This window comes from Sporosarcina sp. D27 (assembly GCF_000586555.1).
Lineage (GTDB): Bacteria > Bacillota > Bacilli > Bacillales_A > Planococcaceae > Sporosarcina.
Genome location: NZ_AZUC01000047.1, coordinates 240428 through 261600 on the forward strand (window position 1 = coordinate 240428; position 21173 = coordinate 261600).

Annotated in this window: 18 protein-coding genes; all 18 read right to left on the reverse strand. The window is 42.0% G+C overall.

The window, feature by feature from the left end; all coding sequences use genetic code 11:
• Positions 1–16: 16 nt before the first annotated feature.
• Entirely contained in the window at positions 17–2134 is a 2118-nt protein-coding gene (gene pnp / locus N693_RS0111780) for a polyribonucleotide nucleotidyltransferase (protein ID WP_025785001.1), read from the reverse strand.
• Between the two features lie 185 nt (positions 2135–2319).
• Entirely contained in the window at positions 2320–2589 is a 270-nt protein-coding gene (gene rpsO / locus N693_RS0111785) for a 30S ribosomal protein S15 (protein WP_025785002.1), read from the reverse strand.
• Between the two features lie 129 nt (positions 2590–2718).
• Positions 2719–3666 carry a bifunctional riboflavin kinase/FAD synthetase gene (locus N693_RS0111790; protein WP_025785003.1) on the reverse strand — a complete coding sequence of 316 codons (948 nt, stop codon included), beginning with the start codon at positions 3664–3666 and terminating at the stop codon, positions 2719–2721.
• Positions 3653–4600: a tRNA pseudouridine(55) synthase TruB gene (truB, locus tag N693_RS0111795; RefSeq protein ID WP_025785004.1), complete on the reverse strand. Its 948-nt coding sequence runs from the start codon at positions 4598–4600 to the stop codon at positions 3653–3655. Before truB ends, N693_RS0111790 begins: the two co-directional genes overlap by 14 nt.
• An 87-nt stretch (positions 4601–4687) precedes the next feature.
• Positions 4688–5041 carry a 30S ribosome-binding factor RbfA gene (gene rbfA / locus N693_RS0111800; RefSeq protein WP_025785005.1) on the reverse strand — a complete coding sequence of 118 codons (354 nt, stop codon included), beginning with the start codon at positions 5039–5041 and terminating at the stop codon, positions 4688–4690.
• Positions 5042–5060: 19 nt separating this feature from the next.
• On the reverse strand, positions 5061–5342 hold the full coding sequence (locus tag N693_RS0111805; RefSeq protein ID WP_025785006.1) for a DUF503 domain-containing protein: 282 nt from the start codon (positions 5340–5342) through the stop codon (positions 5061–5063).
• Complete coding sequence (gene infB, locus N693_RS0111810) at positions 5339–7762, reverse strand: translation initiation factor IF-2 (RefSeq protein ID WP_025785007.1); 2424 nt, start codon at positions 7760–7762, stop codon at positions 5339–5341. Before infB ends, N693_RS0111805 begins: the two co-directional genes overlap by 4 nt.
• Positions 7763–7775: 13 nt before the next feature.
• Positions 7776–8090, reverse strand: coding sequence for a YlxQ family RNA-binding protein (locus N693_RS19240; RefSeq protein WP_037593175.1), 315 nt, complete (start codon positions 8088–8090; stop codon positions 7776–7778).
• Positions 8087–8368 (reverse strand): RNase P modulator RnpM, encoded by a 282-nt coding sequence (gene rnpM / locus N693_RS0111820; RefSeq protein WP_025785008.1) that lies wholly within the window; start codon positions 8366–8368, stop codon positions 8087–8089. The genes N693_RS19240 and rnpM overlap by 4 nt, the downstream gene beginning before the upstream one ends.
• Before the next feature lie 24 nt (positions 8369–8392).
• A complete protein-coding gene (gene nusA, locus N693_RS0111825) occupies positions 8393–9598 on the reverse strand; it encodes a transcription termination factor NusA (protein WP_025785009.1) in 1206 nt (401 codons plus the stop codon).
• A gap of 23 nt (positions 9599–9621) precedes the next feature.
• Positions 9622–10098 (reverse strand): ribosome maturation factor RimP, encoded by a 477-nt coding sequence (gene rimP / locus N693_RS0111830; protein ID WP_025785010.1) that lies wholly within the window; start codon positions 10096–10098, stop codon positions 9622–9624.
• 310 nt (positions 10099–10408) lie between these two features.
• Positions 10409–14722: a PolC-type DNA polymerase III gene (locus tag N693_RS0111835; RefSeq protein ID WP_025785011.1), complete on the reverse strand. Its 4314-nt coding sequence runs from the start codon at positions 14720–14722 to the stop codon at positions 10409–10411.
• A 58-nt stretch (positions 14723–14780) separates the two neighbouring features.
• Positions 14781–16382 (reverse strand): YbaK/EbsC family protein, encoded by a 1602-nt coding sequence (locus N693_RS0111840; protein ID WP_025785012.1) that lies wholly within the window; start codon positions 16380–16382, stop codon positions 14781–14783.
• 44 nt (positions 16383–16426) lie between these two features.
• Positions 16427–17689: an RIP metalloprotease RseP gene (gene rseP / locus N693_RS0111845; RefSeq protein ID WP_025785013.1), complete on the reverse strand. Its 1263-nt coding sequence runs from the start codon at positions 17687–17689 to the stop codon at positions 16427–16429.
• A gap of 44 nt (positions 17690–17733) precedes the next feature.
• Entirely contained in the window at positions 17734–18882 is a 1149-nt protein-coding gene (locus N693_RS0111850; protein ID WP_025785014.1) for a 1-deoxy-D-xylulose-5-phosphate reductoisomerase, read from the reverse strand.
• Positions 18883–18900: 18 nt separating this feature from the next.
• Positions 18901–19695, reverse strand: coding sequence for a phosphatidate cytidylyltransferase (locus N693_RS0111855; RefSeq protein ID WP_025785015.1), 795 nt, complete (start codon positions 19693–19695; stop codon positions 18901–18903).
• Positions 19692–20486 (reverse strand): isoprenyl transferase, encoded by a 795-nt coding sequence (locus tag N693_RS0111860; protein ID WP_025785016.1) that lies wholly within the window; start codon positions 20484–20486, stop codon positions 19692–19694. The genes N693_RS0111855 and N693_RS0111860 overlap by 4 nt, the downstream gene beginning before the upstream one ends.
• A 127-nt stretch (positions 20487–20613) precedes the next feature.
• Positions 20614–21171, reverse strand: a complete 558-nt coding sequence (gene frr / locus N693_RS0111865; protein WP_025785017.1) for a ribosome recycling factor — start codon at positions 21169–21171, stop codon at positions 20614–20616.
• Positions 21172–21173 lie beyond the last annotated feature (2 nt).

The following is a 21173-nucleotide window of genomic DNA, read 5'->3' on the forward strand; positions in this document are numbered from 1 at the left end:
CTTCTTGCGATGTAAATTACTCGCCTTTTTGTTCTGCTTTTTCTTTTTCTTCTTTAATGACGATTTTACGTGATAAGTTAACGCGACCTTGGTTGTCAATTTCGATGACTTTGACGAAGAGTTCGTCGCCCAATTTCATAACGTCTTCCACTGCTTTTGTACGTTCTTCTTGAATTTCAGAAATGTGGAGCAATCCATCTTTTCCTGGGAATAACTCAAGGAAAGCACCGAACTTTTCAATGCGTTTCACTTTAGCCATGTAATACTCCCCGACTTTTGCTTCGCGGACGATGTTTTCGATCATCTTCTTCGCTTTGTCGTTCATCTCAGAATCCGGAGAGGAAATGTAGATTGTACCATCTTGTTCTGTATCGATTTTCACGCCAGTTTCTTCAATAATTTTGTTGATAACTTTACCACCAGGTCCGATAACATCACGGATCTTATCTGGATTGATGTGGATCATGATAATCTTAGGAGCATATTTTGAAAGCTCTTGAGCTGGCTGTGCAATTGTTTCGAGCATATGACCAAGAATCTTCATACGACCGATTTTGGCCTGAGTCAATGCTTCTTCCAAAATCTGACGAGAAAGACCGTCGATTTTTATATCCATTTGAAGTGCTGTAATTCCTTCAGCTGTACCTGCTACTTTGAAGTCCATATCGCCCAAGTGGTCTTCCATTCCTTGGATGTCAGACAGTACCGAGTAGTTGTCCCCTTTTTTCACAAGTCCCATTGCGATTCCCGCAACTGGTGCTTTGATTGGAACACCTGCATTCATCATAGCCATAGTTGAAGCACAAATTGAAGCTTGAGATGAAGAACCATTAGATTCAAGAACTTCAGCGACAAGTCGAATTGTATATGGGAAATCTTTTTCATCAGGAATGATTGTTGAAAGTGCGCGTTCTCCTAGTGCACCGTGACCAATTTCACGACGACCTGGAGCACGGATTGGACCCGTTTCTCCAACACTGAAGTTCGGGAAATTATAGTGGTGCATGAATCGTTTTGTTTCTTCTAATCCAAGTCCATCAATAATTTGCACTTCGCCTAGTGCACCTAATGTACAAACACTAAGCGCTTGAGTTTGTCCGCGTGTAAATAGACCTGAACCATGCGCTCTAGGAAGAATACCTGTTTCAGAAGATAGAGGACGAATTTCTTCGAGTCCCCGACCATCTGGACGTACTTTTTCGTCTGTAATAAGACGACGCACTTCGTCTTTTACAAGTTTCTCTAAAACGTTACGAACTTGTTTCATCGTCGCATCATCTGCTTCGTTTTCTTCGTAACGTGCGATCACTTCGTTTTTCACAGCAGTGATTGCTTCTTCACGTGCATGCTTTTCTTCTGTTTGGATTGCTTGGACTAAGTCGTTGTTACAGCTCTCCTTAATCGTCGAAACAAGATCCTGATCGAGTTCAAATAGTTCGATTTCCATCTTTTCTTTACCGACTTCAGAAATGATTTTCTCCTGGAAGGCAACGAGTTTTTTGATCTCTTCATGACCAAAAATGATTGCTTCCAACATAATATCTTCAGACACTTCTTTCGCGCCTGCTTCTACCATGTTAATCGCATCTTTTGTTCCAGCCACTACAAGATCCAGTTCGCTTGCTTCAAGTTGTGCCGGAGTAGGATTGACGATGAATTCACCATTCAGACGACCGATTTGAACTCCTGCAATAGGACCGTCAAACGGAATATCTGAAATGGAAATTGCAAGTGATGAACCTAGCATTGCCGCCATTTCTGATGAACAGTCTTGGTCTACTGACATCACAAGTGAAATAACTTGCAGGTCATTACGGAACCCATCCGGGAATAGAGGTCGAATTGGACGGTCAATAAGACGGCTGGTCAAAATCGCTTTTTCAGATGGGCGTCCTTCACGCTTGATAAATCCACCAGGGATTTTACCTACTGCATATAGACGTTCTTCATAATTCACTGTTAGTGGAAAGAAATCTAATGCTTTTGGCTTTTTTGAAGCCGTTGCAGTGGAGAGTACAGTTGTTTCTCCGTACCGTACGAGTACAGCCCCGTTTGCCTGCTTAGCGAGCTGTCCTGTTTCGATGGTGAGCTCTCTGCCAGCCCAATCCATTGTAAACTTTTTGTGTTCTGTCATGATTGATCTCCTCTCGATTTACATCCTGTGTATACGTAGTATGTATTACGTAATAGTGTATCAAATTAAGCAAAGGTTTGCGAAATATTTCATTAAGTGATGGGATATAGGAGTTCCGAACATCAGTGTTATTGTTCGTTTGCATAGAAAAAAGCGGGCAAAGCCCGCTTTTTCGGTTGTCAATATTAACGGCGTAGGCCGAGTTTAGCGATTAGATCACGGTAACGTGCAACTTCTGTTTCACGCAAGTACTTCAAAAGACGACGACGTGTACCGACCATCTTATAAAGACCGCGGCGTGAGTGGTTATCCTTCTTGTGTGAACGTAAGTGTTCGTTCAAGTTGTTGATCTCTTCAGTAAGGATAGCGATCTGAACATCTGCAGACCCTGTGTCGTTTTCATGAGTTTTGAATTCGTTGATCAATTCATGTTTACGCTCTTGTGTAATAGCCATCCTAGTCACCTCCCATTCTTTAATATCCCCAAGTCCCAAGCATACGTTGGTGAATCGTCATGCCAAGGAAAGGTTCGTGTACATTGTACACTCACCTATCATAGCATGCGCAACTTCCCCTTGCAACCATCAGTCTTTTTTAGAAAGAATCTTTTTGGCGGTTTCTTTATCTTGCGCAATCTGATTTATCAGCTTGTCAATTGAATCGAATTTCTGTTCAGGTCTAATATGGTCAATCCAGTCAATAATTGCTTGTTTGCCGTACAGATCTCCATCAAAATTGAAGACATTCACTTCAATCGTTTTTCGTGCTTCATCAGGATGATCGAAGGTGGGTTTGACGCCGATATTACAAACTCCATCATAAGTAGTTCCGTCTACTGTAAATCGAACGGCATAGACTCCATTTTGCGGAACTATGAGTTCAGCACCTGGGATAATATTTGCAGTCGGAAAACCAAGCTGCCTACCGCGTTTATCCCCATCTACTACTTTACCAATTGAACGGAAAGGTCTGCCAAGTAACGCTGCAGTTTTTGCTACTTTTCCTTCCGAGAGTAACTTACGGATACGTGTGGATGAAATTTTCTCATCGTTCTCAGCAACTTTTTCCACTTGAGTCGTACCAAATTCTCCATTAGCTAAAGAAGACATCTGATCCATTGTGCCTTTGCCTTTCGCACCAAACGTGAAGTCAAATCCAGCTGTTACATGACGCACATTCAACTTTTTCAACACTTGAATAACAAACTCCTCAGGTGTCAAGTCAGCAAGGTGTCGATCAAATGTAATGATAAACAGGGTGTCTATACCCATTTCATTAAGAATTCGCTTTTTCTCTTCCAAAGGCGTAATGTAACCAATCTTTCCTTTTTCACCCGAAAATAGATGCGAGGGATGAGGATTGAATGTTATGACAGCTGGTAAAACATCTAACTGTTTTGATGTATCAATCGCTCGTTGTATGACTGTCTGATGACCTTTATGCAACCCATCAAAAAAACCGATGGCTACCGAAAATTCTTTGTCTACAATTTTTACGATTCCATGGTCAACGTGCAAGTTAATTACTTCCAATGTCCTTCTCCTCCTCTTCCCTATTAATCGGGAACATTTTCACCGGTTTCATAAGCCCTTGTTTTTCTGGATGAGGCGCATACACCGCTAGCGCTTTACTATTTAACACAAACAGCGCTTCGTCTTCTGAATTGAATACTGGATGAAGTGGTAGAACTTGACCATTTAAAATCTTGGATAGTAGTTCTTCGTTTTCATCTAATTGAACCTCAACAATTCCATTTAAGGCTGATTCCAAAGGTCTTAATATTGTTTCAAGAATACCTGAGTCCTGCATCTTGCGTACTTCATCAAGAGTACGGCAGTCATTTTGTGTAAACGTTCCTGATGCCGTTCTGACTAATTGGGACATATGAGCAGGATACCCAAGTTGTTCTCCGATTTGAACTGCAAGTGTCCGGATGTACGTCCCTTTACCACAAGAAACTCTTATGGTAAAACGAGGTTCAACTCCTTTAAATTGCTCATCTTCACTTATTAACTCGATTTCATGGATGTGGACTATCCGTTCTGGACGCTCCACTTCAATTCCTTTTCTTGCATATTCGTAAAGTTTTCTTCCATTTACTTTTACAGCAGAATACATGGGAGGAATTTGTGTGATAGAACCTGTCAAAGATTCTAATGCTTGCAGGATTTGTTCCCGAGTGATGACCTTGTCCGATAAGTCTTCTTCAACAACAGCCCCGTCCGCATCTTCAGTTTCGGTTGCCTTTCCAATTAACACTTCAGCAACGTATTCTTTTCCTGAATCTGTAATATATGATGCAACTTTAGTGGCTGAGCCGATGCAAATCGGAAGGACGCCCTCTACATTCGGATCAAGAGTTCCTGTATGTCCTACTTTTTTCGTGCGGAGAATTTTCCGTAATTTAAATACACAATCATGTGAGGTTAACCCTTTTTCTTTCCACAGCGGTAGGATTCCATCCATTTCATCGCCTCCTCTTATCCAGCTAGCTAAGTATTATGTAAACGTAAAAAGGGATCGGAAATCCAATTGGATACCGATCCCTTTTGTTTAATTGTCCGACTCGTCGTCCTTCACTTCACGTAGAAGTGATTCGATTCGGTTGCCGTATGCGACGGATTCATCAAACGCGAAATCGATCTCTGGTGTTTTTCTTAAACGGATCCGTTTTCCAATTTCAGAGCGGATGAATCCTTTTGCTTTCTTAAGTCCTTCTAGTGACGCTTCTCTCTCAGAATCTTTTCCGAGAACAGAAATATAGATCGTCGCCTGTTGAAGATCCCCTGTTACTTCCACATCGGTAACAGTGACGAAACCAATACGAGGATCTTTTAAACGTTGGCCTATAATGTCACCGAGTTCTTTTTTCATTTGTTCTGCAACTCGATTAACACGCATTGACATGGAGTTTCACCCCGCTTCACTATCCTGGATAGTCAATCTGTATTTCAGTAAGTTCCCACTCTGGATTGGACTCAAGAAATCGCTGAACGCGATGAATTTCACGCTCAGCGGCTTCAGTTGATGAAGCAATTGCGACAACACCCAGTGTTGTTCTTTGCCATAAATCTTGATGATCCAATTCAGCTATAGAAACATTATACCCATTTTTGACACGATCCATCATACGTTTGAGCACTGACCGTTTATCTTTTAGAGAAGCCGCCATTGGAATGATGAACGAACACTCTGCGTAAACAATCACACGCGCTTAATTTCCTGCATGATGTATGGCTCAATAATGTCGCCTTCTTTTATATCATTGAAGTTCTTAATCGTGATTCCACACTCGTAGCCTTTTGCGACTTCTTTGGCATCATCTTTGAAGCGTTTTAATGTATCAAGTTCTCCTTCAAAAATGACGATGTTGTCGCGGTAAATACGAACTGAGGAATCTCTTGTAATCTTACCGTCAGTTACATAACTTCCGGCAATTGTACCGATTTTAGATACTTTAAATGTTTCACGGACTTCTACTTGACCGATTACTTTTTCTTCAAATTCAGGGTCAAGCATACCTTTCATTGCAGATTCAATTTCTTCTACAACTTTATAAATGACACGGTGTAGACGAATGTCTACGCCCTCTTCATCCGCAGCACGCTTTGCATTTACATCAGGACGTACGTTGAATCCGATGACGATCGCGTTTGAAGCAGCAGCTAAGGAAATATCCGATTCATTGATGGCGCCAGCACCAGTGTGAATGATTTTCACATTGACACCTTCTACGTCAATCTTCATGAGAGAAGCCGCCATTGCTTCCACTGTACCTTGAACATCCGCTTTGACAATCAGGTTCAATTCTTTCATTTCGCCTTCCTTCATCTGATCGAACAAGTTATCCAATGTAACACGCGTCTTTTCAGTACGCTGTTCTTGGATTGCTTCCCCTGCACGGCTCTCACCGATTTGACGGGCTGTTTTCTCATCTTTGAAGACTACAAAACGATCTCCTGCTTGCGGAACATTGCTAAGCCCAGTAATTTCAACAGGAGCAGAAGGACCCACTTCTTTTACACGGCGCCCAACATCATTAATCATCGCACGAACGCGACCGAAAGTGTTTCCTACTACAATCGGATCTCCGACTCGAAGTGTTCCATCTTGAACAAGTAACGTTGCAACTGCACCTCGACCGCGGTCAAGCTGAGCTTCAATGACAGTCCCTTTTGCTCGAACAGAAGGATCTGCTTTCAATTCAGCAACTTCAGCAACCAGTAAAATCATCTCGATCAGCTGATCGATTCCTTCACCTTTTAATGCTGAAATCGAAACAAAGATTGTATCTCCGCCCCATGCTTCAGGAACTAGTCCATGTTCTGTCAATTCTTGCATGACACGATCCGGATTAGCTGTAGGTTTATCCATCTTATTCACTGCAACAATAATAGGAACTTCAGCAGCTTTTGCGTGGTTAATCGCTTCAATGGTCTGCGGCATAACACCATCATCAGCCGCTACGACTAGGATTGTGAGGTCAGTAACCTTTGCACCACGTGCACGCATTGTTGTGAAAGCTGCGTGTCCAGGTGTATCAAGGAATGTGATCTTTTTCCCGCCGGACTTAATCTGATAAGCACCGATATGCTGAGTGATTCCGCCTGCTTCACCTTGAGTGACTTTCGTATCTCGGATGGAGTCGAGCAATGTTGTTTTACCATGGTCAACGTGTCCCATGATTGTAACAACAGGTGGACGCTCAGTAGCTTCTGTATCAGCTTCAACAGAATCCTCATCTGTATCTGGATCTTCAAAGTAAATTTCAAGGTCCGTTACATCAATGCGAATTTCTTCTTCCACTTCAACATCGTACTCTGCACAAATCAATTCAATGGCATCTTTATCAAGCTCTTGGTTAATGGTAGCCATAACACCAAGAAGGAATAGCTTCTTAATGATTTCTGATGGCTCGCGACCTAGTTTGTTCGCAAGTTCTCCAACAGATAGTGATTCATAAAACGTGATTTTTTCCGGTAACGGTTTTTCCACTTTAGGCATCGGGTTCGCTGGACGATGTCTACGACGCCCTTGGTTAATGCCTCGTGCTGGCGGACGTCCGCCTCGACGATTTCCGCCACCACCTTGTCGGTTTTGAGCAGACGGCCCTTGGTTAGGACGGTTTTGTCCTGCTGGAGCTGAGCTCTGTCCACCGCTTGCTGGACGATTGTTGGATTGACCTTGGGGACGATTGCTATTTTGTCCCTGTGGGCGGTTGCCTGTTTGTCCTTGAGGACGATTGTTGTTTTGTCCTTGTGGCCGGTTACCCGTTTGGCCTTGGGGACGATTACTATTCTGACCCTGAGGACGATTGCCCGTTTGCCCCTGCGGGCGACTGCTGCTTTGCCCCTGTGGACGGTTGTTGCTTTGGCCTTGTGGGCGGTTGTTACCTGACTGACCTTGTGGACGATTTGAATTTTGTCCTTGAGGACGAGGAGCACTTTGGTTATTAGATGGCGAATTTTTCGTAGTTGAAAACTTCTTATCCAATTTTTCTGCTGAGCTTGTATCGATCATTGACATATGATTTGATACACTCACATTCATTTTACCTAGTTCTTCAATGACCTCTTTGCTTGATTTGTTAACCTTCTTCGCGTATTCATGTACACGTATTTTCGTCATTAGCCCACCCCCGTTATAATTCGTTGAGGAGCGAGGACAGCTTTTTAGCAAAACCGCTGTCCGTTACCGCGAGGACGACCCGCGACTCTTTTCCGATTGCATGCCCGAGTGCTTCACGGCTCCCAAAAACATGCTTCTCAACGTTGTAGCTATTACATTTATCCGACAGTTTCTTTTGCGTATTGTCAGATGCGTCTTCTGATAGTATAACAAGTTTTGCACTTTGTGCCCGAACTTCGGAGACAACGAGTTCTTCACCCGTTGTCAGCTTCCTTGCCCGAGCGGCTAAACCTAGTAGTTGGAGTATTTTAGTTTCAGTTGAAATCATTTAATAGCCTCTCTCCGAATCGCATGCAGAAGATCTGCATACACTTGTTCCGGAACAGCGCTGCCCAACTGACTCTCAATGGCTCGAGTCGCTTGCGCTTTTTCTACAGCTGCTTCAGATTTCGATACATACGTTCCACGTCCGGATTTTTTACCAGTCAAATCGACTGATATTTCTCCTTCTTTTGTGCGGACAATCCGGATCATGTCCTTCTTAGGAAACATTTCGCCGGTAGCAGCACACTTGCGCAACGGCACTTTTCGGTTATTGACTGCCATGCGTATGCACCCTTTCGTCACTTCTTATTGAGGTTCGTCTTGATACAAGTCGATTGAATCCGCATCGATTTCTTCCGACTCTTCAGTCGAATCTAGCGTCGTTTCTTCATCTGAATAAATATCTACTTGCTCTGACTCTTCATCGTATTCTACCTCGGCTTGTTCTTCTTCAAAACGAGGATAGATACCTAGTTCACGAGCATCTGTTTCACTTTTAATGTCAATCTTCCAGCCAGTCAATTTTGCAGCTAAACGTGCATTTTGACCGCGCTTACCGATTGCAAGTGACAATTGGTAATCTGGTACGACAACAGTTGTTGAACGATCTTCTTCTTTCACTTGAACGTCCAATACTTTTGAAGGACTTAGTGCGTTCGCAACAAAGACAACTGGGTCTTCTGACCATTCCACAATGTCCACTTTTTCACCATTAAGTTCGTTTGAAATCGATTGAACGCGTGCTCCACGTGCTCCAACACATGAACCGACTGGATCAACTTCTTCATTTGTTGTAAAGACAGAGATTTTTGAACGGTCTCCTGCTTCTCGTGCGATGGATTTGATTTCTACAATTCCTTCAAATATTTCAGGAACTTCCATTTCAAACAGTCGGCGTAAAAGACCTGGATGTGTACGGGATACAAACACTTGCGGTCCGCGTGAAGTACGCTCCACTTTTGTAATGTACACTTTAATGCGGTCATGTGGATTATACTTTTCAGAGGCAATTTGCTCGGTCATCGGAAGTACAGCTTCCACTTTCCCTAACCCTACATACAGATTGCGAGCGTCAAAACGCTCTACAATTCCATTGACGATATCGTCTTCACGATCGATATACTCTTCATAAATAAGTCCGCGTTCGGCTTCACGTACACGCTGGGTAACGACTTGTTTAGCAGTTTGTGCAGCAATTCGTCCAAAGTCGCGAGGTGTCACTTCTTGCTCAACGATGTCCCCTACTTCATAAGCCGGATTTATAAGCAATGCGTCTTCAAGTGAAATTTGCAGACGATCTTCTTCCACTTCTTCTGCTACTACATCTTTACGTGAGAAGACTTTAATCGTTCCTACTCCTAAATTCAAGTCAACACGAACATTTTGAGCTTGATTGAAGTTTCGTTTATATGCAGTTACAAGAGCCGCTTCAATAGCGTCTACTAGTACCTCTCTTGATATGCCTTTTTGCTTTTCTAATGCAGTTAATGCATCGAGAAGATCACTACTCATGTTCATCACTCCTGATTATTCAATTATGCAGAAAAGTCGATTGCATATCTTGCAACAGCAATCTTTTGCTTATCGATTCTGACTGTCAATGTACGTGTCTTAATACGAATTTGAAGTTCAATAGCATCTGGTTCATTGACTAAAAGGTGCCCTTCGAATTCTTTCATATCTTTAACTGGCTCATAAGTTTTCACATAAATGTACTGACCAACCGCTTTTTCGTAATCTTGCTCTTTTTTAAGCGGACGCTCTGCTCCCGGAGAAGAAACCTCCAAAAAGTAGTTTTGCGGAATTGGATCAGTACGATCCAGTTCTTCACTTAGGCGTTCACTTACCTGAGCACATTGAAGTATATCGATGTTCCCTTCCTGCGTATCAACGTAAACGCGCAAAAACCAATCTCTTCCCTCTTTCAAAAACTCGATGTCGACTAGTTCGAGCGCTAACTCATTGACAATCGGGAGCACTAACGCTTCTACCTCTTCAGTAATTTTACTCATCTTACCCCTCCCTTGCAGGTTGTAATTTGCTTACATAATAACGGCAGACAACAGAAAAGAGCGGGGAATCCCACTCTTTTCGCGTAAGACTATAGCAAAAGTTGTTTCAATTATACCATACGTTCATATCCCGCGCAAATTTTCCAAATGTATAACTTGGATTATATGCTTATCGTACCAACACTTTTAAACAAATATCTGTTAAAAGAAGGTGTTGAGTTCCCTGATTACTGGATGATTATATTCGACGGGCTTCCACTTCATTCATCAGGTTTTCATCTCAAACTGGCAATGGATTACTTTTCACTTCTTAGAACAGAGAAAGTTGATTCATTTCCGGTAATCCTTCCAAACAGCCAAGCGAATCCATATATTCCGTAATTGTCTTGGACACACGTCCTCGTCGCTGAAGATCTTCTTTTGAAAGGAATTCTCCATCATCCCTTACCTCTACAATTGTCCTTGCGACGTTTGTTCCGAGTGATGGAATGGCGTTGAATGGTGGTATCAGTGTATTCCCTTCAATAATGAACTCTTCAGCAGATGATTTGTACAAATCAGGTTTTGCAAATGTAAATCCGCGTTCACACATCTCTAACGCAATCTCCAATACGGTGACTAAGCTTTTTTCTTTCGGTGAAGCGTCCAGGCCTTTGTCGTAAATTTCTTTTGCCTTCACTCGTATTGATGCTGGCCCTTTAATCATCGTTGCCAGATCATAGTCTGTCGCACGCACAGTGAAATAAGTTGCGTAGTACATAATTGGATGGTGCACTTTAAAGTACGCAATGCGGAGTGCCATAAGGACATAAGCCGCTGCGTGTGCTTTCGGGAACATGTACTTAATCTTTTTACAAGACGCAATGTACCACGCTGGCACCTTATTCTTCTTCATTTCTTCTTCGAATTCTGGTGTTAAGCCTTTCCCTTTTCGGACAGACTCCATAATTTTAAAGGCAATGGCTGGTTCCAGTCCTTGGTAGATTAAGTACACCATAATATCGTCACGACAACCGATTACTTCTGCAAGGACACATGTTTTGTTCTGTATTAGTTCCTGTGCGTTGCCAAGCCAAACGTCGGTTCCATGAGATAATCCAGAAATTTGAATGAGCTCAGAAAACGTAGAAGGCTTCGTTTCTTCTAGCATTTGACGAACGAAACGTGTACCAAACTCTGGCACACCAAGTGTTCCGGTTTTACAGTTGATCTGCTCTTCAGTTACCCCAAGTGAGTCTGTACCACTAAACAAAGCCATTACTCCTGGATCATCAGGTGGTATCGTTTTAGGATCAATTCCGGATAAGTCTTCTAACATTTTGATCATTGTCGGATCATCATGTCCTAAAATATCAAGCTTTAATAAGTTATTATCAATGGAGTGGAAATCAAAGTGAGTCGTTTTCCAACTCGAACCAACGTCATCCGCCGGGAATTGAATGGGAGTAAAATCATAGATTTCCATATTGTCTGGAACTACGATGATACCGCCTGGATGTTGACCAGTATTACGTTTAACACCTGTACATCCTTGAACGAGACGGTCAATTTCAGCACCTCTTAAATTAATGCCGTTATCGTTCATATACCCGCGGACATATCCATAAGCTGTTTTTTCAGCGACAGTACCAATCGTACCAGCCCTGTAAACATAGTCTTCACCGAAAAGTTCTTTTGTGTAATTATGGGCATTCGCCTGATACTCACCACTGAAGTTCAAGTCAATATCCGGTACTTTATCACCGTTAAATCCAAGAAACGTTTCAAACGGAATGTCATGTCCATCCTTTGTATAAGGGACGTCGCAAGTCGGGCAATTTTTGTTAGGTAAGTCGAAACCTGAACCTACAGAGCCATCGGAAAAGAACTCGGACTGCTTACACGTTGGACATACATAATGCGGTGGCATTGGATTCACTTCTGTAATCTCCATCATTGTTGCAACTAGAGAAGAGCCAACCGAACCACGCGAACCAACTAAATAGCCATCATCTAAAGATTTTTTAACCAACTTATGGGATATCAAATAAATAACGGCGAACCCATTTCCAATAATCGACTTTAACTCTTTATCAATTCGAGCTTCTATAATTTCTGGTAGAGTCTCCCCGTAGATTTTATGCGCCATAGTATACGTTAGCTGGCGCACTTCTTCGTCAGCCCCTTCAATTTCAGGCGGATATAGGTCATCTTTAATCGGTTTGACATCTCCCACTCGTTCTACAATGGCAAGAGGATTATCAATCACAATTTGTTCGGCGGTTTCTGGTCCTAAAAACGCAAATTCCTCTAGCATTTCATCCGTTGTTCTGAAATGGACTGCTGGGAGTTCATGACGATTCATCGGATTGGCGCCTCCTTGGGAACGAACCAATACTTGACGATAGGCTGCATCCGTTTCATCGACATAATGTACGTTTCCTGTTGCTGCTACAGGTAGCCCCGTCTTTTTACCTAGCTTAATCATCTTACGCATGATGTCTTCCAGGTTCCATTCATCACGAATGAGATCTAATTCAATCAGATGATTGTAAACCGGCTTTGGATGAAGTTCCAAATAATCATAGAATCCCGCAACTTCTTCCGCCTCTTCGATTGACTTCTGCATGAGAGCTTCAAACACTTCGCCTTTGTCACATCCAGAACCGACAAGTAACCCTTTCCGATATTTCACGAGTAATGATCGTGGAATTCTTGGCACTCGATAAAAATAATTCATATGAGAGTAAGAGACGAGTTTGAATAAGTTCTTCAATCCTTCATCACTCGTAGCAAGCAACGTGCAATGATTAGGTCGTGAACGCTTATAAGCGTCCCCTTCTCCTACATTTTTGTTGAAGTCATCTAACCAGGTGATTCCTTTTTCTGTAGCATCTTTCATCAGCCTTACAAACAAATGGGCAGTCGCTTCTGTATCGTAAATAGCCCGGTGATGCTGGGTCAAGTCGATATCAAATTTCTTGGCTAAAGTATTGAGGCGATGATTTCTGAGATCTGGATACAAGAGGCGGGCTAGTTCTAACGTATCGATTGCAGGGTAATCTACAGTTTCAATGCCAGCCTTCTTACAGGACTCGTAAAAGAATCCCATATCAAAGGAAGCATTGTGCGCGACCAAAATTGAATCACCAATAAACTCAATGAAATCAATCATCACTTCTGAAACTTCAGGTGCGTCTTTCACCATGTCGTCTGTTATTCCTGTCAACTCTGTCGTTGTGGACGATAAAGGATGATGGGGATTGGAAAAACGCTCAAACGTGTCTAAAATTTCACCGTTCTTGACACGAACTGCAGCAAGTTCAATCACCGTATCATACACAGCGGATAAACCAGTAGTCTCTACGTCAAATACAACATACGTATCATCTTCGAGTAGACGATGCTGTTCGTCATAGACAATTGGAACACCATCGTCAACAAGATTTGCTTCCAAGCCAAACAAAACTTTTATGCCATGCTTTTTACCCGCGTTGTAAGCATCAGGGAAAGCTTGTACGTTAGCGTGGTCTGTAATCGCAATTGCAGGATGCCCCCATTTTGCAGCCTGCCCAACAAGTGCAGCAGCAGACGAAACCCCATCCATCTGACTAAGCTTCGTATGTGTATGTAATTCAACACGCTTTCGTCCTTCCGGTGCTTTGTCTTTCTTAACAACCGGAGCAACTTCCATAATATCTTGCGCCATCATGATTAGGTCACGGACGAATGTATCGTTTTGAATACTCCCCCGAGCTCTCACCCATTTCCCTTTCGTGAGTGCTTTCATAAGCTCTGCGTCTTCGTTATCACGCGAGAACATTTTAACAAGGATTGAATCGGTATAATCTGTCACTTTCAGTGTTAACAGTGAACGTCCACTTCTCAGCTCTCTTACTTCTGCATCAAATACATAGCCTTCTATCGCTACACGTCGTTCTTCATCTTGAATTTGTTGTATTTCTAGTAGTTGTTCATCCGCACGGATTGGTGTGCCAAGAGAAATCGGCCCACTTGGTACTCCGTCACTCTCTTTTTTCGTTGTCTCTCTTTGTTGCATTGCTTCTAATGCTTTTTGTGCATACGCAACTTCTTCAGCTTTACGCTCCTCAAAGAAAGCAACACGGGCTTGTTCTTCTTCTACAGGTAATTCAGCAATCGTAAATTCTGGGTAGATCCGGGGGAACCCGAATGACTCATAAGCATTTGAAATGAGCTGCCCATACTTTTTTTTCAAAGTCCGTTGTTGGACATCATTTACACAGCAAATCGTGATTTTATCTCCAGATAAAACTGGTTTTTGTGAAGTTAGCGCTTCCCTAATTGGTGGAGAAACGTCACCTAACTCGTCCATAATCGATGGCCAATAAGCAAGGATCATTTCAGCTTCATGCACTTCGGTTCTTGTACTGATTTGCAAACGAATCGCTGCGATATTAGAAAATGCCTGTTCAACTTGTTTGCGGAATAGCTGAAATACATCAAACTGTAATGGTTTCTCAAGAGTCACAGCGAACTGCCACACCTTTGATTTTTTGTAAATATCCACTCTTTCTAGTTCAGCATCTTGAAAATGGATGACAAATGCATCTTCCGTAAGTCCAATTTGTTGGAGTAACATTGACATCTTTCTTTTAGCGTCCATCCGTCTCTCCTTTTCCGTAAAAAGAAGGGAAGGACCGTAAGCCGGCCTTCCCATGTCTTTACTCTGTTCTGAAAAATTCCTGAAGTTTCTCTGTCACTTCTTCTTTCCGCATGCTAACTGCCTCGCCAATCGTTCGATAAGTGACTTCCACCATTCCTGTAGCAGCTTCATCACCGACCACTATTTTCACGGGAACGCCTAACTGATTCGAAGTTTTGAGCTTACTATCAGAGCTTACATTTCGATCATCAAACAGCACACGATACCGATACCCATTCATGACTGAGTGAATCTCTTCAGCTAGCTGCTCTTGGATTTCATCTTCTATATCTTCAATCAACAAATGAATGTCATATGGGGCAAGTTGAATCGGCCATTTCAATCCGAGTGAATCACTGAAATGTTCAGCAGTTGCTGCAAAAAGGCGTGTCAAGTCCATATAATAATATCCCGTCAAGATTTCGAGGGATTCCTTGTTGGCAAAGTTAATTTTATTAAATACCGGTTCCGGTTCAATAATCCGGGCAAATGTGATGCCCTGTCTAAATGTAATCGTACCTTCTCCATCAGGTGAAGGATCTCCTTCCTTCACGAGACGAATGTCCACATAATGATCCACAGCAAAATCACGATCCGGATTTACATTCACCAAGAATGTATCTTTTTCATTCGCTCCACAAATTCCATTAACAATCGACGATACACCGAAGTCAGCATAAACCGGTAGACCAAATGGTAATTGTACTGGTCCAATCGATTTCACTTCAACATCTAATACATTTTTCATTTCCTTTGAATCTAATAATCTGATTGTTGAAGTGCCAAATACTTTCTTCAATTTCATTTCATTCAGTTCGTGATCTCCTCGGATAAGAATGAGTGCAGGTTCCGAATCAATGTCATATAGAAAGGCTTTAATCGTTTGAGAGTAATCTAATCCAAGTGATTCAGCAAGAGGTCCGATTTCTTTACCATGCCCGCTAACTTTTTCAGCTTTCTTCAGCTTTTTGGATTCTTCGATTTCTTCATGGACTGCTTCTGCGAGTTCTGCCCTTGATGTATAAGGCGAATTTGTACTTTGTGCAAACGATTCTTTGCCACACTCCGAAAATGCGATAAACTCGTATTCAGTTCTTCCATTATTGTTTTGTGATTCGATAATGCGATATGGAATCCCTATTCTATTCGCAATTGTAGAAAAGACTGAAAAAAGTGTCTCACCATTATTTTTCGCTTCAACCGCATCTGTATGGAAAGAATATCCGCTTACCAGCGAATATTCTTTTGCATACAGAAGATTGGAATCTTGAATGGGCTTCCAAGCCTTCCTAATGTGCTGCTTTATATGAAAAACTGAGATAGGTAATTGCTCAGAGCTAATAACTTCTTTTGCAATAAACGACAGTAAAATCATTTCATCTGATTTTCCTGACGCATGTTCAAATTGTTCATACGGGAGATCCACTTCAAGGACACGCGCTGACTCCATTTCCTCACGGATCACACGTTTTATATTTTCCAAGACCTTTCCAGCCAATGGAAAGTACGCATACATGCCTTCAGATGTTTCTTGGACATATCCAGATTGAGTGAGAAGCTGATCTGCCAGACAGTTAGTTGAAGTTTCAGCAGCGGGTATGAATACACCTGATTGTTTCATCGTGCGTCGCCTCCGTTACTCTCTGATCGATTAGATCGTCATTTCTAGAAAAAGAACTTTTGAATGTCGTTCCATGTTACAACAAGCATAAGTAACATGAGCAGCATAATTCCTACAAAGTGAACCATACCCTCTTTTTGGCGATCAATCGGTTTTCCACGTAACGCTTCAACTAAGAAGAACAGCAGCCGCCCACCATCTAGTGCTGGAAGTGGCAAAAGGTTCATAATTCCTAAGTTGATGCTCAAAACGGCAGCCCAATTCATGAGATTAAAAATACCATACTGTGCGACTTCTTCAGTTGCCTTGTAAATCCCTACAGGACCTGAAAGTGCATCCAAAGTAAACTGACCTGTTATCAGCATACCGAGAAGTTCAAATATCTTAGCAATCCAGAACCAAGTTTGTTCGGCACCATACGCAATGGCTTTTAAAGGATTTTTCTCTACTGGACTTGTATAGAAAACACCTATCTGGCCAAACTTTTGGCCCGCATCTTCCATTTCTTCAGGAGTTACTTGCAACGTTACAATTTCCCCGTTACGTTCAACTTCTATATCAACTGAATTTCCTGGATTATCTTGAATTGTTTCTGTAAACTCCGTCCATGTATCTACTGCTACACCATTCGATGATTTTACATAATCGCCTTTTTCTATACCAGCTGCTTGAGCTGGACTGTTATCTTGAACTTCAGTAATAATGGGTTCGTTAGTTGGAACTCCATTCAGTAAACCGAGCGCAACAAAGACAAAAAATGCGAGGATAAAGTTAAAGACCGGCCCTGCTAGTATCGTCAAGAACCTTCCCATAAGAGGTTTCGAGTCGAATTGTCGATCTTTTGGAGCAATAAGGGTTTTTTGTCCTTTTTCAATAATGACAGCAGTCCGAGATACTGAAAAGCGAACAAGACTTCCTTCGTCATCGTATCCTTTAATGAATAATTTATCATTTAGATCCGCTTCTTCCGTTTCAAGAAAGAGCACATCTGGATTCGAAACATTTGAATTCAAATAAATCTTAGTCACTTCATCTTGTGTATTAAGTATTAAACCTACACGATAGCCTGGTAATAATTCAACCGTGTCAAAGTCTTCTCCAGCCATCCGTACATAACCGCCAAGCGGCAGTAAGCGTAACGTATATAAAGTCTCACCTTTTTGAATACCAATTATCTTCGGTCCCATTCCAATCGCAAACTCACGTACCATAATGCCAGCTTTTTTGGCAAATAGAAAGTGTCCAAACTCATGGAAAAAGACTAATGAGCCGAAAATAATTATAAACGAGATAACTGTCGTCGCCATTTATACCCACCTTTTCAGCCTTCTAGGCTACTGTACTAAATACCTTATTTTATCATGGAATGGACGATTTTACGAGTTTGCATATCCGTCTCAATTATTGTTTCTAAATCAGGTTTATGAATCGTTCTATGTTGCTCCATTACTCGCTCAACTACATCATCGATTTGAATGAATGGAATATGGCCAGCCATGAATTGACTCACAGCCATTTCATTTGCTGCGTTCATAGCTGTCGGCATTGTGCCTCCAATGCGTCCCGCTTCGTATGCAAGAGCAAGCGCCTTAAAACGTGTTAAATCCATTTTTTCGAAATGCAACGCACCGATGTCCTCGAGTTTAAGACGTTGTGGATCTTTCATAGGAATTCGATCTGGATAAGACAACGCATACTGGATTGGTACACGCATATCAGGCGAACCTAATTGTGCCATGACACTTGTATCCTCAAACTCAATCATGGAGTGGATGATACTTTCTTTGTGTAAAAGACAATCAATTTGGTCATAAGGCATATTAAAAAGATGGTGGGCTTCAATCACTTCAAGCCCTTTGTTAAACATCGTAGCTGAGTCAATTGTCAACTTATTCCCCATAGACCAGTTCGGATGAGCGAGTGCTTGTTCCAGTGTCACATTAGCTAACTCGTCACGCGTTAAATCTCTGAAGCTTCCTCCAGAAGCCGTCAAGATAAGACGACTGATCGATTTGGATTTTTCGCCATTCAACGCTTGGAATATAGCGGAATGCTCACTATCTACCGGTAAAATAGATACGCCATAGCGTTTCGCTTCTGCCATCACGATATCACCTGCTGCAACGAGTGTTTCTTTGTTTGCAATTGCAATTGTGATTCCTTGACGAATGGCTGCAAGCGTCGGTTTAAGTCCTACACTTCCGATGACAGAATTAAGGAGTACGTCTGCACCCGAATTCGCCGCGACTTCTTCTAATCCTTCAGCTCCATAAAGGAATCGTACCGCAGGAAACTCACCTTGAAGTGTTTCGGCATCTGCCTTCTCCATGACAGAAACGAGTGGCGGCATTTGGAAAGCGGCAATTTCCCTTACTTTCTCAATATTACGCCCAGCAGAAAATGCTACAAGTTCAAACTGATTTGGGTGAGCTGCAATTACTTCAAGTGTTTGTAGCCCAATAGAACCTGTAGCACCAAGAAGGCTGATCTTTTTTTTCATCAAAAACATTCCTTTCAATTAACTAACAAAGTGCAATAAATGAAGAAGCGGCAAAACAAATAACAAACTGTCAAACCGATCTAAAATGCCGCCATGTCCTGGGAGCAATTTGCCTGAATCTTTCACATTATAATTTCGCTTCAACGCAGATTCAACAAGATCACCAAGTTGCCCAATAATAGACGCGACGATTGTGACACCAATTAAGATCAGGAATGTAGATGCGACAGGCTGTATAAATTGAAATAGTACCGCAAATACAACTGCACTCAAAATGCCTCCTACAAAACCTTCAACCGTCTTGTTTGGAGAAATATCTGGCCATAGCTTATTCTTTCCTAATTTACGACCAATGAAATACGCGCCCGAATCTGTCGTCCATACAATGACAAGTGCATAGATGATAAACACTAAACCAGCATCACGAGTAGCTGTGAGATAGTAAAATCCCATACCTACATAAAATGCTGACATCACTAAAAAGGATGCATGAGCAAACGTAAAACGATTCTTCACAAGTACAGTATAGATCAATAAGAGCAATATAATGATAAAAGCAGCTTCTAATTTTGTATAACCAACCGATCCTAACCAACTTAGCGCTAATTGGTTTGGCAATAATAGAATGGCTGACAAGATCCATGCTAGCGCACCTTCAATAGAAAGTAATTTTATGGATTGCATTTTCAACAGTTCATACAGTCCGATTGTTGCGATTGCATAGACCAAAATGGTGAATGGAATCCCTCCAACAACAACAAATGGAATGAATACTGCAGCTGCTACGAGAGCAGTTAGTATCCGTTGTTTCACTTGATTTCATCCCCTTCAAGACTTCCAAACCGTCTACTTCGTTTTTGATAATCTTCTATAACGCCAAGCATACTCGCCTCATTGAAGTCTGGCCAGAGTACATCCGTAAATGCGAGCTCTGCGTAAGCTAGCTGCCAGAGCATGAAATTGGATAACCGCACTTCACCACTCGTCCGGATGAGAAGATCTGGATCTGGGAGATGAGAGGTCATCATTGCGCCGGATACCGTCTCTTCAGTAAGGTCATCAAGGTGAATTGTGTTTTCTGAAAGCTGAGAGGCTAACTTTTTTACAGCTTCGGCGATTTCAAAACGACTTCCATAGTTCATTGCGAAATTCAGTATCATTCCATCATTATGCGCTGTAGCCTCCATCGCTTTTTGAATTGCTTCTTTTGTATGGATAGGCAATAACTCAGCACTGCCAATCATTTCTACTTTTACGTTATTTTCAACTAACTCTGGCAAATACGTGCTTAAAAATTCACCTGGAAGCTTCATCAGAAAATCAATCTCCCGTTTAGGGCGTTTCCAATTTTCTGTTGAAAATGCATATAACGTCAATACACGAATCCCTAGTTCGTTCGCAAAAAGAGTAGTCCTTCTAACAGTTTTCATACCTTCATGGTGACCTGCAATCCTAGGAAGTTTCCGTTGCTTCGCCCACCTCCCATTCCCATCCATAATAATGGCGACATGTGTAGGCATCGGCTTCTCTTTAGCAATGGTGAGCCGCTCTTGTAATGTCGACGGGACAGCCGTCGTCTTCTTTCGCAGTAGTTTATCGAACATCATTTTTCCTCCACTCGACGACGTTTCAAATCATTCATCCTCTTTATCCTAACAAAATAAAGGAAAACTTGCATGTTAAAAAGGACGTCCTAACGTTAGGACGTCCTTCGAAAAAGAAAGTTCATGTTTAGATTTCCATAATTTCGTTTTCTTTGTCCCCTGCAATGCTATCGATTTTAGAGATGTACGTATCGGTTAGCTTTTGGACTTCGTCATTATTACGACGCAATTCATCTTCCGTAATTTCGCCATCTTTCTCGAGTTTCTTCAACTCTTCATTGGCATCACGGCGAATATTGCGGATTGCTATTTTAGACTCTTCAGCGTCCTTTTTCACTTCTTTAACAAGATCTTTACGGCGCTCTTCGGTTAGAGCAGGGACTGCTAAGCGAATAACATTTCCGTCATTTGAAGGTGTGATCCCAATATCCGACTTCAAAATCGCTTTTTCGATATCACCTAAAGTTGTTTTATCATATGGCTGAATGACCATAAGACGAGCTTCTGGTACAGAGACCCCCGCCATCTGATTAAGTGGTGTTGGTGCACCGTAATACTCAACAGTAATACGGTCTAATAACGAAGCGTTTGCCCGTCCTGCTCGAATTGAAGCTAAATCTCTCCCAAGTGAGCTGATTGCTTTTTCCATTCTTTCGGTTGTTTGACCCATAACTGCTTTTGGCATGT

Coding starts and splice junctions, on each gene's coding strand:
- N693_RS0111840 (WP_025785012.1), bottom strand. CDS start 16,382: ATGAAACAATCAGGTGTATTCATACCCGCTGCTGAAACTTCAACTAAC.
- rpsO (WP_025785002.1), bottom strand. CDS start 2,589: ATGGCTATTACACAAGAGCGTAAACATGAATTGATCAACGAATTCAAA.
- truB (WP_025785004.1), bottom strand. CDS start 4,600: ATGGATGGAATCCTACCGCTGTGGAAAGAAAAAGGGTTAACCTCACAT.
- N693_RS0111860 (WP_025785016.1), bottom strand. CDS start 20,486: ATGTTCGATAAACTACTGCGAAAGAAGACGACGGCTGTCCCGTCGACA.
- N693_RS19240 (WP_037593175.1), bottom strand. CDS start 8,090: ATGATTTCAACTGAAACTAAAATACTCCAACTACTAGGTTTAGCCGCT.
- rnpM (WP_025785008.1), bottom strand. CDS start 8,368: ATGGCAGTCAATAACCGAAAAGTGCCGTTGCGCAAGTGTGCTGCTACC.
- nusA (WP_025785009.1), bottom strand. CDS start 9,598: ATGAGTAGTGATCTTCTCGATGCATTAACTGCATTAGAAAAGCAAAAA.
- infB (WP_025785007.1), bottom strand. CDS start 7,762: ATGACGAAAATACGTGTACATGAATACGCGAAGAAGGTTAACAAATCA.
- rbfA (WP_025785005.1), bottom strand. CDS start 5,041: ATGTCAATGCGTGTTAATCGAGTTGCAGAACAAATGAAAAAAGAACTC.
- N693_RS0111850 (WP_025785014.1), bottom strand. CDS start 18,882: ATGAAAAAAAAGATCAGCCTTCTTGGTGCTACAGGTTCTATTGGGCTA.
- rseP (WP_025785013.1), bottom strand. CDS start 17,689: ATGGCGACGACAGTTATCTCGTTTATAATTATTTTCGGCTCATTAGTC.
- rimP (WP_025785010.1), bottom strand. CDS start 10,098: ATGAGTAAAATTACTGAAGAGGTAGAAGCGTTAGTGCTCCCGATTGTC.
- frr (WP_025785017.1), bottom strand. CDS start 21,171: ATGCCAAAAGCAGTTATGGGTCAAACAACCGAAAGAATGGAAAAAGCA.
- N693_RS0111835 (WP_025785011.1), bottom strand. CDS start 14,722: ATGGACGCTAAAAGAAAGATGTCAATGTTACTCCAACAAATTGGACTT.
- pnp (WP_025785001.1), bottom strand. CDS start 2,134: ATGACAGAACACAAAAAGTTTACAATGGATTGGGCTGGCAGAGAGCTC.